General features: G+C 43.8%; 9 protein-coding genes. 4 read left to right on the top strand and 5 right to left on the bottom strand.

Going from position 1 to position 12,318, the window contains the following annotated elements; genetic code table 11:
* Window positions 1–28: 28 nt before the first annotated feature.
* Both G3569_RS14545 and G3569_RS14550 read right to left on the bottom strand, forming a co-directional pair.
* Window positions 29–1,402 (bottom strand): RagB/SusD family nutrient uptake outer membrane protein, encoded by a 1,374-nt coding sequence (locus G3569_RS14545; protein WP_165270466.1) that lies wholly within the window; start codon window positions 1,400–1,402, stop codon window positions 29–31.
* A gap of 19 nt (window positions 1,403–1,421) precedes the next feature.
* The gene (locus G3569_RS14550; protein WP_165270468.1) at window positions 1,422–4,445 is read right to left on the bottom strand and encodes a SusC/RagA family TonB-linked outer membrane protein; all 3,024 of its coding nucleotides are present in this window, start codon (window positions 4,443–4,445) and stop codon (window positions 1,422–1,424) included.
* 456 nt (window positions 4,446–4,901) lie between these two features.
* Between G3569_RS14550 and G3569_RS14555 the strand changes: the two genes are divergently transcribed.
* Window positions 4,902–5,435 carry a TlpA family protein disulfide reductase gene (locus tag G3569_RS14555; protein ID WP_205720223.1) on the top strand — a complete coding sequence of 178 codons (534 nt, stop codon included), beginning with the start codon at window positions 4,902–4,904 and terminating at the stop codon, window positions 5,433–5,435.
* A 130-nt stretch (window positions 5,436–5,565) separates the two neighbouring features.
* On the top strand, window positions 5,566–6,879 hold the full coding sequence (gene ahcY / locus G3569_RS14560; RefSeq protein WP_165270472.1) for an adenosylhomocysteinase: 1,314 nt from the start codon (window positions 5,566–5,568) through the stop codon (window positions 6,877–6,879).
* A 105-nt stretch (window positions 6,880–6,984) separates the two neighbouring features.
* Here ahcY and G3569_RS14565 read toward each other — a convergent pair whose 3' ends face one another.
* Window positions 6,985–7,968: a carboxypeptidase-like regulatory domain-containing protein gene (locus G3569_RS14565; protein ID WP_165270474.1), complete on the bottom strand. Its 984-nt coding sequence runs from the start codon at window positions 7,966–7,968 to the stop codon at window positions 6,985–6,987.
* 160 nt (window positions 7,969–8,128) lie between these two features.
* Between G3569_RS14565 and gldC the strand changes: the two genes are divergently transcribed.
* A complete protein-coding gene (gene gldC, locus G3569_RS14570; RefSeq protein ID WP_165270476.1) occupies window positions 8,129–8,467 on the top strand; it encodes a gliding motility protein GldC in 339 nt (112 codons plus the stop codon).
* A 61-nt stretch (window positions 8,468–8,528) separates the two neighbouring features.
* On the opposite strand, the gene amrB is transcribed toward gldC, so the two are convergent.
* Both amrB and nth read right to left on the bottom strand, forming a co-directional pair.
* Window positions 8,529–9,779, bottom strand: a complete 1,251-nt coding sequence (amrB, locus tag G3569_RS14575) for an AmmeMemoRadiSam system protein B (RefSeq protein ID WP_165270478.1) — start codon at window positions 9,777–9,779, stop codon at window positions 8,529–8,531.
* 115 nt (window positions 9,780–9,894) lie between these two features.
* Complete coding sequence (gene nth / locus G3569_RS14580) at window positions 9,895–10,596, bottom strand: endonuclease III (protein WP_165270480.1); 702 nt, start codon at window positions 10,594–10,596, stop codon at window positions 9,895–9,897.
* Window positions 10,597–10,717: 121 nt separating this feature from the next.
* Between nth and G3569_RS14585 the strand changes: the two genes are divergently transcribed.
* Window positions 10,718–11,992 carry a spinster family MFS transporter gene (locus tag G3569_RS14585; protein ID WP_165270482.1) on the top strand — a complete coding sequence of 425 codons (1,275 nt, stop codon included), beginning with the start codon at window positions 10,718–10,720 and terminating at the stop codon, window positions 11,990–11,992.
* Window positions 11,993–12,318: the final 326 nt, after the last annotated feature.

Here is a 12,318-nt window from a genome sequence, read left to right on the forward strand (position 1 = left end):
GGCCTTATAATAATGTTAGGTATTTATTTTATAGGTTTTCACTTTCCGGTATTGGGAACGATTCCCATACGTTATCACCGGCTCTGTCGAGTGGTAGTTCATCCAACCGATCATACCGTCGCATGTCTACCCAGCGGTGCCCCTCAAAGAACAGCTCATATCGTCGTTGACGAAGCATTTCATCTTCGAGTGCTTGTTGGGTTTGTGGGCCACTGTAATCGGCTAATCCCGCTGCATTACGAATGACATTGATATCATCTTCAGCAGCTGATAAGTCAGGAGAACTACCGTGAATATTGGCCTCTGCCCGAATAAGCAGCAGCTCAGCATTCCTGATAATAGGCATAGGTGCTGTTTGGGTTTTGTAAACAAACAGGCCATAATCACTGGAAAGCCCATCAAGGCTAGCAGTGTTTACGTCGCCGTTATCATCTACGCGCAAAATGGCTTTATTGCCAACTACCCGGTTGTCTCCACTTTCGGCATCCGCTACAAATGAGGGGTGAACTACGTAACTGTCACCGGCTCCGGATTGCGGATTTGAAAACAATGGGTTAGTCACATCATTAGTTGCAGTGGAAAAGATATGATATACACCATTTTCGAGGTCTCCGCTGGCATCCACAAATGAGTTATTGACAAAGCCCAGAGCAGCGTCGAAATTCCCGCGGTACACGGCAACCCGTGCTCTCAGGGCTTGGTTAAACTCTAAAAAGGTGGAAGGACTGTTAAAATCGGCAAAGCCATCCGACAAAGGGAAAGAGAATTCACTTCCGGCATTTGAAAGATGCGTAGCAGCTTCATCAAGAAGGTCAGCAATCAGCTGATAGCTGTCAGCTTTGCTCATCAATGGACCGGTAGAGAAGAAGTCCGATTGATCTTGTTGACGAATCCCATTCTCGTTATGCATCGTTAGGGCCATAAGGTATTGATAGGCCTTAATGGTTTTGGCAAATCCAAAGATACCGTTTCGTTGTGCTTCACTTACTGCATTATTGTCAGTAATGGTTTTTACTGATTCAATGAGGATATTGGCATTACGAATACTGGTATAGAACGCTGCCCAGGGGCGCGTGGTATAGAAGGAACCGGCATCCAGTTCAGAAGAACCGCCGCCTAAAAGAACCTGGGTATTACGGGGTTCTGCTGCTAAAAAGCGATACATCTCCCGGCCTATCATACCTGTGTTAATATGATAGATACGAAGGTCCGTTCTCAGGCTCGATTCAGTACCCGTTATAAGAGTATTAATCTCTGACGGGCTCGGATTTTCGACTACCGTTTGCAGTGCTGTGTTATTAGGATCCGGACGATCCTCAATGTTGACGATATTACAGCTTACAAATGACAAGGCAAGCAGTAATATGGAAGCGATCGATATACGATGTTTAATATTGTTCATAATAGTCAATGCTTATAAATTAAAAATCGATATTAAAGTGGAAATAATACTGCTTGGTCGAGGGATAAGGGGTCACCTCAATACCTTGAGCAATGGGTTGATTACCAAAGTTGGAAACCTCGGGATCATAACTGCGATAGGGCGATATCGTAAATAAATTTGTTGCAGATACACCGAAACGGATTCCTCTTAAGACGGAACTAATACCTTCTAGCGTTTTTGAAGGGACATTATAATAGAGACCAATTTCTCGCATGCGGAGGTATGATCCGTCCTGCACAAATTGCCGGGTAGTAACACCTAGCAAGCTGGCACGCTTTACCCCGTTCTTGGTATCATCTGTAATACCACCGGCTTCGTTAACAAAGTCGGGAAAGGTAAGATCGGTATCATCATAATCAGCTGTTGTACCATTAAGGTCCGACAGGAGTTCGGTGAGGTTGATAACGTCGCCTCCTTTTTTCCAGTGCAGCATAAAGGAGAAGTCTACATTCTTGAGTATGTTTAGTTGATTATACCAAGAAAGCTGAAAGTCGGGCTCACCATCACCTAATTTTTTAGTAGTAATCTCTCCACTAAAATTACCGTTGCTGTCTTTGACAGGATCAATACCCACAATTTGCGTAGCTGATTTCCCTTCTTCTATGCGATAAACACCCAGTGATGTTCCGAAACCACCTACATCAAAGGCAGGAACTGAGAGGTCAGTTACCTCGGAGACATTTTTGGAGAAGTTGAAGGTGGAGTTCCAATTGAGGTTGTTACTGCGAACGGGAGTGAGGTCCAGGCTGGCTTCAATTCCCCGGTTGCGTAATCCTCCTCCGTTGAAGCTTTCGAAACTAAAGCCGGTAGATGGTTCCAGCTCACGCTGTAGAAGTAGCTCCGAAATGTTTTTCTGGTATAACGTAACGCTTAGGTTTGCTGTCCCTTCCCATGCACTGATATCAAAGCCGGCTTCCAGTTCTTTCTGGCGCTCAGGTTGAATATCATCGGTTCCCCGTGTATTGGTGATCAATATTCCCCCCAATCCACCTATGTTAGACGGGCCCAGCGAAGTAAACTTTGCTCCGAAGGTAGAAAGGTTTCCTGTTTGTCCGTATGCTGTACGAAATTTTAAATTGTCTATTGGGCCATCGCCATCCCAGAAGTCCATGTTGGAAATATTCCAGGCGAACGATGCTTTGGGATAATAAAATATCTTATTCACAGCCCCATTACGATCCGATTTGTCACCACGTAATCCTACCGTGGCAATATAGGTATCATCGTAGTTAAGCTCTTCCTGGATGAAAAATCCACGATCTCGCTGGAATACTCGGTTTTGATTATTGGTGATACTTACAGTCTGATCCACATTGGTTTGGGTACCTAAAATACCTCTACCAACAGTAGAAATGGTGTTCTGGTCGTTATTAAATGAAGTATATCCACCTTGCGAGACCAGTGTCATATCTTCGGAAAGGCTGTAGGTATGAACCAACATTAATGATGTGTTGGTATTCAGGTTGTTGGTATTGGTTTCTACCAGGGTGCCCGGTTGAGCGCTGATGCGTTCGAACTGAAGGTCACTTGGGAAGATGAGTTTATTGTTTTGACTAAAAAAGTCAACACCGCCTTGGAACTGGAGCGTCAGGTAATTTCCATCTGCCTGGAGAATGTCATATTCAGCCTTAACGGAAGTCAAAATACGGTTGACATCTTCCACGTTGGAAAACAGGTCTCTTGTTTGTAGTTGGTTTGCCGTATTAAAAGGATGTGCAGGATATACACCATTTTGAGGGCGCAAATCAACAAAATTTGGAGTGGCTACCATCGAAACTCCAAAAGTAGTTCCGGTATTGTCGTTACCGGTAAGTCCACGTCGCGATTCAGAGTGAATATAGTTTGATGAAACGGAGACGTTGAATTTCTCGGTAAATTGGTGATCCAGATTGGCACGGATCGATTGTTTTTCATATCCGGTAGTCTCAATAATACCTTCATCATTTTGAAGCATTCCGCTCACATAGATTGAAGTAGATTCATTTCCAAAACTGCTGCTTACCTGGGTTTTGGAGAGTACCCCTTCCTGTCCATACATGAGTTCTTCATAATCCAGGAAGCGATCGTTGGCTTTGGCTTCATTAAAAAGCGCTTTTCCTTTAGGACCGAAGGCTGAGTCAGCAGTTGCTTCTGTAAACTGGCGCTGTCCCAGCTTTTTCTGGATGGTAGTAAAGCCAATAGATTGAGTAGCACTAAATTGGGCCTTCCCTCCACTGCCTCTTTTGGTTGTAATAATAACCACACCACCGGAGGCGCGTTGCCCGTAAATGGCGGCTGCAGACGCACCTTTGAGTACTTCAATACTTTTAATTTCGTCAGGATTGAGGTCGGCCACCCTGTTTACAGGGTTATCCTGGTTCGAAGAACTACCGCCGGCTGCTGCTTCTGTCACTGCATTGGAACCGTTGGCAATAGCATCATTATTCAGATAAACCCCATCCACAATATAAAGTGGTTCTGAAGAACCGTTAATAGTAGTAACACCGCGTAATTTTACAGAGATACCTCCACCCGGTGCACCGGAATTTGAGCTGACATTCGCACCCGGTATTTTTCCATAAAGCGTGGAGCTCAGAGTCTGTTTTGGTGAAGCTCCCACCAATTCTTCTGCACTAACAGAGGTAACGGCGTTTGCTAAGTTCTCTCGTTTTACGGTAGAAGCCAAACCGGTAACAACAACTTCTTCCAGATTGGCGATGTCGGGTGCCAGTGAAATAGAAAGTTGATTGTTAGAACTGCTTACTTCCACTTTTTGAGTAATATAGCCTACATAGGTGACACGAAGAACAGCTGTGTCTCCCGGGAGTTCTAAACTGAACTCGCCATCAATATTAGTAGTAGTACCTTTTTGAGAGGCTTTATGAAAGATATTTACCCCGATAAGAGGTTCTTCACTTTCGGCATCTGTTACGGTTCCGGTGACGGTAAATTGTGCTACTGCTGCATGCGTGCTAAAGAGCAACACAATCATAAAAGCGTATTGTATAACTTTTTTATTCATAGCAGATATATTAAAGGTTGGAACTGAAGGTGAGTGTTAAATGAGCATGTATAGTTTTATACAGATAGGAATAGCCTTATTAATTAATGTTACTATGGTTAATTATATAACAATTATATCTTAAAACAAGCAAAAGCTAAAAAAATTATTTAGCAAGGTTGTATAGCAGGATAAGCTAGTTTCGAAATGCAGTTTTCAGATCCTGGTATGGAGTTCAACAGAAGGGAGGAACAATTGATAGTAACCGAATAAATCTAGAAAATGTTATTAACTACCTGTCAGAATATATGAATATGAATTTATCACCATTTTAATCGTGATAAGAAAACCAAGTATAATTTTGAGATTAATAAGTTAGTAACAATTACGTTATATTAACTTCTATTAGAATGACAAGGTTACAGCGTTCATAAAAATATGATACAAACAGTGTTTAAGAATGTGTTTTTTGTAATATTGCTAGGTATACTAGTAGGATGCAACTCTTCGAATGAGACCAAAGAAAAAAACTCTAAAGAACAGACAACGCCAACAACAGATGCCGAATATGTAGAACAAGCTACCTTTACTGATCTGGAAGGCAATGAGGTAGCGGTATCTGATTACAAGGGAAAAGTCGTAATGATCGACTTTTGGGAAACATGGTGTAAACCTTGTCTGGCTAGTTTCCCGACATTGCAAAAATTAGAAGAGAAGTATCCCGACAGGTTTGTGGTGTTCGCGGTTACCCCCGGGTTTACTGATACCCGTGACGATGCACAATCATTTGCCAATGAGCATGAATATGATTTTACCTATTTGATGGATTCCAATAAGCTCCATCAAAAGTTGGGAGTACAAGGTATCCCATTTAAAGTGTTTGTAGATGGACAAGGAAACTTTATTAAGAAATCGATGGGGAGTTATGGACCTGACAAAGACTATAAAATGGTCCAAAATATTATTAAAGAACATTCTGAGATGCCAAGTGAACCAGAAAAAAGCAAATAGCCATACCCCTTTGGCAATGAAATAAAATCAATCAGTTCAGGAATTTATTTATAACTGCCGGTGTTGAGTAACGCGCATATATCTTGTATTTTACAAGACTTTCACAAAACAGAAAATAAGTAACAGATCTATGGCACAGAAGGTAAAAGAAAAACTTCCTTATAAGGTAAAAGATATTGGTTTGGCTGACTTTGGCCGCAAAGAAATTCGGTTGGCCGAAGCAGAAATGCCCGGACTGATGGCGCTTCGCGAAGAGTATGCGGATGAACAACCATTGAAAGGGGCACGAATTGCCGGATGCTTGCATATGACCATCCAAACAGCGGTACTGATAGAAACATTGATTGAGCTTGGAGCCGAAGTTCAGTGGTCATCTTGTAATATCTTTTCTACGCAAGATCATGCAGCGGCAGCTATTGCAGACCAGGATATTCCTGTGTATGCATGGAAGGGAATGAACGAAGAAGAGTTCTGGTGGTGCATTGAGCAGACGATCTTCTTTGAAGATGATGAGCCTCTGAATATGATTTTAGATGACGGCGGTGATCTAACAAAATTAGTTCACGAGGATTACCCCGAACTGCTTGACGGTATCAACGGTATTTCTGAAGAAACAACAACGGGTGTCAATCGCCTTTATAAAATGGCGAAAGAAGGCACTCTTGGTGCTCCCGCCATTAATGTTAACGACTCCGTAACAAAGTCGAAGTTTGACAATAAGTACGGCTGCCGCGAGTCTTGTGTAGATGCGGTAAAGCGTGCTACTGATATTATGTTGGCCGGAAAGGTTGCCGTTGTCGCCGGTTTCGGTGACGTGGGTAAAGGTTCTGCCGCTTCATTGCGCGGTGCCGGTGCTCGTGTTATTGTGACGGAGATTGATCCTATTTGTGCGCTGCAGGCTGCAATGGAAGGCTATGAAGTGATGAAGATGGATGACGCGATCCCCAAAGCGGATATCGTCGTTACCGCAACAGGTAATAAGGATATTATTACCGACCGTCATTTCAAAAAGATGAACGATAAAACCATTGTCGGTAATATCGGTCACTTCGATAATGAAATTGATGTCGCTTGGTTAAAAGAGAATTCTGAACGAGATAACCTAAAACCACAGGTTGATCTGTTTAAGCTGGACGAAAACGGTAAGGAGATTATCCTGCTGTCCGAAGGTCGCTTGATGAACCTTGGTAATGCTACAGGTCATCCTTCTTTTGTGATGTCCAACAGCTTTACAAACCAGACATTGGCTCAAATTGCTCTCTGGCAACGACCAGAAGACTTTGACTTGGAGGTAAGTGTACTTCCAAAAGATCTGGATGAAAAAGTAGCCCGACTACACCTTAAGAAAATTGGTGTGGAGCTCGAAGAGCTTACAGATGAGCAGGCTGAATATATCGATGTGCCCAAAGGCGGGCCCTATAAGCCTGAACATTATCGCTACTAGATATTACAATACTTGCCAGTGACGGCAAGTCACTTTTAGTATCCCACAAAAAAATTAAGCCCCGGCCATTCGGTCGGGGCTTTTTTTATGACTGGATTTGAATTTTTAGAAAGAGTTGAGCTGGGTTTGAGCGTTATCACCATAGTCAATCAGCTGAACGCCGTAGATCGTTTCCTCTCCTTCTTGTACGGTTTCGTAGCGAACCGTGCCGCCGGGCACATCCTTGACCCGCCAGATTTTAAGATTTATTTCAGGCACTACACCATAGGTGATTAAATCGGCCGTAAAGGTGCCTTTCGGGACCGTTACTTCTGTATTTTTTTGAGTGATAGCGCCTTCAATAGACTCTTCGGTAAGTTGATTGGGTTGGCTGTACCAGTTTTCGGTAACCGGTTTTTCCTGTGGTTCATTATCGCCCACCTTTTCTCGGTACCTGCGAATAGATGACTTGTTCTTATCAAAAAGGACTTCTGCGGTGTAGGTGTTTTCTCCATCGTTGGTCATCTGTATTTGCCACCACTGCTGCCCGTCTTCATTTTCTTTCAAGAAAGCCTTTTTCATTACAACCGTATCATCAGAGCCACCGGAAGAGATCTGCCATTTCGTCCATTCGCCTTCTTTGTAATCAGCCAGTTCCATACTGTACCCATAGCTGTTAAAGAGATAACGGAACATCATGGTATACATCTGAGTTGAGCCCATCTGAGCAAACGCATTTCCGCTATAGGTAACCTGTTCGGCTAACCGTATTGTTTTTGTTTCTCCGCGATCCGATGGCAACGTTACGGTAGTAGTACTTGGCGTATGGTTATCAGCAAAAACGCTAACCGTATGTATCCCTACTGAGCCAAAACGGATCGTAGCTGTACCATCTGCATTCGTTGCCGTACTGTTTCCATTATTCGACTCAACCGTAGCCCCTTTTAGCGGTTGTCCGTCAGCATCTACCACTTTAAAACTCACCTTATTAACCGGAATACGATTCAGCATTTGGGCACTTGGACTACAAGCTGATAGTAGTAACCCGATCCCTAAAATCAGAACCAATTGATTTGCAAAAGTGAATCTGTTTTGAGTTCTTTTTTTCATACTTTTCTCCATGATATTTTGATCCGTTTATTAGTATTTCGTTTAGGGTAAAGTGAATAATACGAATTGCGTTATACTCTCATAACCTGACTTTTACCCTAACCAATGTATTAATCAATAACCTGCAAATTATATATTTGAAAGTAAAGCACGCACATCTATGGCAGAGCAGAAGAAAGAAATCAGTATCACAGTAGAACTTGATGAAAATAATGTCCCCGAAAAAATTGACTGGAATGCCACCGATAAAGAAGGTGAAGGCATTGCCAACTGTAAGGCAATGTTGTTGTCGATGTGGGATCCCAAAAAACAAGATACACTCCGCTTGGATCTTTGGACGAAAGAGATGACGAAAGAAGAGATGAAGATTTTCTATCATCAAACGCTTATCACGATGGCCGAAACGTTTGAAAATGCTACCGAAGAACACGGCATGGCTGAAGATATGCGTGACTTCATCTCTTATTTTGCTGATGAGATGGAGATTTTAAAGCAGTAGAAAGTACCCTCTCGTTACAATGCTTCGCGTTGTAACAAGAGGATTATTAGAAAAGGAGGTTTTAGGGCTGACGGTAGAGAATGGAACCAAATGTTACTGCACTTTCCCGTTCTTGCTCATCCCAAAGATCATAGCTTAGCACCTCTCCTTCGAGGTTGGGGATCGTTTCCAGGAAGGTATACAGGGGCGGGAATCCACATATGCGAAAAGAATCCATCTCTTCTTTCATAAGCTCCAGCATTTGCCGTCGGCGCTGATTGGCCCCGTGATCCAAAAACTGTTTGTCAAACTTTTTGACATCATCAAACATGGTAGAGGCAGCACTTGAATCCCCAAATTTTTTGCCAATATGCGCTAAGTCTCCGCTGATCAAAAAGAAGGTATCCTCATCTTTGGCATATTTATTTCGAAGCAGAGTCGAAAAGTTCTGGAGCTGTTGCCCCAAATGACCATCTTCCATATAGTATAGATCGTCGAGGCCACGGGTTAAGAATGGTACGACAGAGAAGTCGTGATCCCAAAGGTAGCTCAAAAACAGCAGGTGCAGCTCAATGCTGTGTTCCATCCGGTGAGCGCGATCCTGAGTTGTAATTCCGTGCTCTCCATTGGTGTTTTGGAATTCAGAAATAGCTTCTTGATCTCTGGAAATAGTAGCTAAAGGCAGTTCAAAATCTTTGTTAACCAGTACAAATGGATTGTCTCGGTAGATATCAGGGTACAAGCTGGCATAGTGCGAGGTAGCCAGTACAACCACGCGTTTGGGTTTCAGCTCTTTTATGGGAGCAAAGGCTTGCACATAGCTGTCAATGGCTACACGGGGATCGATATGAGGAGCGTACAGCGCTTTGGCCTTTTTGTCCCGGCCATTGGTTTGAGACGTATGCTTGTTAAAAGCTTCATCGAGATAAGTTTTTAATTCTTCCGGGTTTGCGGGGTAAGATCCACCTGCAGTCACCGATTGATGTATCGTAGATTGCTCGTAGGTTTCTTCCGTTTTTTGAGCATGTTTTTTAAAATGAGTGGACTGGAGCAACCTGTTTTTATCAAGAAATTGGATAAACTCCAGTAGATCATCTTTACTTAAGTTTTGCCCCAGAAAAGGTTCCAGGTCGTTAATGCTTCGTTCACCATCAATGAGATTAAGTACCGTTCCGGCCTGCTTGTGCAGGGCCAGTTCGGGGGTGGCATATCCTTGTTGATCATGGAAGTAAAGGTATGATTGCCCGTCTTCCTCAACAGGAAAAACCTGCAGATCCCGACGTAACGGTGGAATGGGTTGTGATTGAGAATTGAAAAGCTGTTGCTCACTCATAATTCAGTAGTATTTATTAGAACACTGTGTCATCCTGAATTTATTTCAGGATCTATCATCATATATTCTAAAGAGATGCTGAAACGAGTTCAGCATGACATTTTAGTTGTTATTGCTATCGCATCGCCTGACATTCGCACTTAATCCCATATTGTTCACAAAGGGGATGATCCGGTGGTTCTGAAATTCGTGATTTACAGGCGTTACGCCCATGGTGGATCATTAGGTGCGAAAGCTCCGTCCAGTGCTCACGCGGAAACAGGGCCATGAGATCCCGTTCTATCTTATCGGTGTTTTTCTCGTGTTTCGTAAGTCCGTATCGGTTAGAAAATCGGCGGACATGCGTATCAACGACAACCCCATTGTTAATATTAAATGCATTACCCAGCACAACGTTGGCCGTTTTTCGGGCCACTCCATAGAGCTCCAGAAGGTCCTCCATTTTACGGGGAACTTCCCCGTCATGATCCTCTACGATAGTTTGGGAAGATTGTTTAAGTGCTTTTGCCTTATTGCGGTAAAAGCCGGTAGAGCGTACCAGCTCCTCGAGCTCTTGGATAGGAGCATTGGCCATAGCCTCCGGTGTCGGGTATGCCTCAAAAAGATCCGGCGTGGTTTTGTTGACGCGAACATCGGTACACTGGGCGCTTAAGATAGTGGCACAGAGTAGCTCAAAAGGATTCCGGTGATCAAGGGCGCAATGGGGATTGGGATAGTGCTGGTATAGAACATTTAAAATTTCTTCAGCTCGCTTTTGCTCCTCATCGCTCTTAGAAGGGAGTTCGGGCAGGTCGTCATACTGTTTTTTGTTGATCATTCGTAATTCACTGTTTTCTAACTGTTCAATCTATAGTGAAAATATTACCGCGAGATAAGGTAGATTTCTACTGCACATTTATACTACCTTTAGCCTCATAAAATGAATGAAAACAATGATAATGTCTCTACCAAAAGAGAAAGCTAAAAAATTAGTTTCAAGTCCGTATGCCTGGCTGGTATTGGGATTGCTGACCCTCATCTATATCTCCAGCTTTGTAGATCGCCAGATTATCGCGGTCTTGGCTCCTCAAATTCAACAAGAGCTGTCGCTCAGCAATTTCCAGGTGGGATTAATGTACGGTACGGCATTTTCTCTAATCTACGCGGTGTGCGGTATCCCGATGGGGCGTCTCGCCGATATTTACTCCCGTAAAGTAATGATTGTTGTCGGATTGATTGTATGGAGCCTGATGACTGTGATCAGTGGGTTCGCTGGCTCTCTGGCCTCCCTGATTATTGCTCGTTTTTTCGTGGGGATTAGTGAATCGGCCCTGAGTCCGGCGGTATATTCTTTATTGTCAGATTACTTTCGCCCGAGCCAGCGTGCGACCGTGTTTTCTATTTATGCCGCCGGTATTTTTATTGGGATTGGAGTAGCCTTTTTGGGAGGGGGGACCATTGCCCAAGCGTACGACTGGCGAACGGCTTTGTTTGTTGTTGGAGCTCCGGGCTTAATCATTGCTGCTATTGCCTGGTTTGCCATTCGTGAACTCCCGCGCGGTATTACCCAAACCAATCAACGCTTCGATACGGAGGCGAGTTTTAAAGAGGTTGTTGCCTATATCCTCAGTAAAAAAACCATTCGCTATCATTTCTTGGGATTCTCCTTTTTGGCTTTTACCGGCTATACCATTTTAGGATTCGTGGGTATTGTGTTGAAGGATATTCACCAATCTGCTGATCTCATTCCCCAGTACGGATGGTTTATGATGGCCACCGGTCTGAGTGTAATGGTCTCTGGCAAAATAGCCGATTGGCTGGCTCAAAAATGGGATGCCTCATATCGCTTTGTGATGGGAATGGTAGCGGGGTTAGCATGTTTGCCGCTCTATTATATGGGGCTGTTTGCAGAGTCAGCTACAACGGCACTGGTCTTGATAGGAGCGGCCAACGTGATCTCCTCATCCTATAACGGTGTTGCAGCAGCACTGTTGCAGTACCTGGTAAAACCGAATATGCGCGCCCTGGCCGGCGGGTTGTATCTTTTCGTGATCAGTGTAGTGGGTTTCGGGATTGGCCCACCCCTAACCGGCTGGCTGATGGACACCATCTTTACCGGGCATTACGGACCTGCTAAAGCGTTGATGCTGGTGTTTAGCTGTTGCGGAGTGTTGGGTACCCTTTGTTTCTGGAAAGCGATGCAGAGTTACGAGCAGGATGAAGAGCAGGATTGAAATCAGGATGCAAGATGCGGGATGCATGAGGCCGAACAATTTAACTACCCTCTCCCAGCTCACTACTCATAATCTCAAATCTCACATCTCACAATCTCAAATCTCACAGTCCCATATCTCACTACTCCGCCTCATCACTCCGAGGAGCTCCGCAACGAGGAATATCAAATCCAATTACCGGCAAGCAGCTATTGTTGAGGATACTGTGCTGTTATACGGGCTGAGACTCCTCATTGCATTCGGAGTGACAATTAGGAAAAGAACTATTATAACGCTTTGTCGTCAATAGTAGCTTCGCTTGTTGCAGGCTACACAATAAAGCCCCC

Origin of the sequence: Fodinibius halophilus, from assembly GCF_011059105.1 — a bacterium.
GTDB classification, from domain to species: domain Bacteria; phylum Bacteroidota; class Rhodothermia; order Balneolales; family Balneolaceae; genus Fodinibius; species Fodinibius halophilus.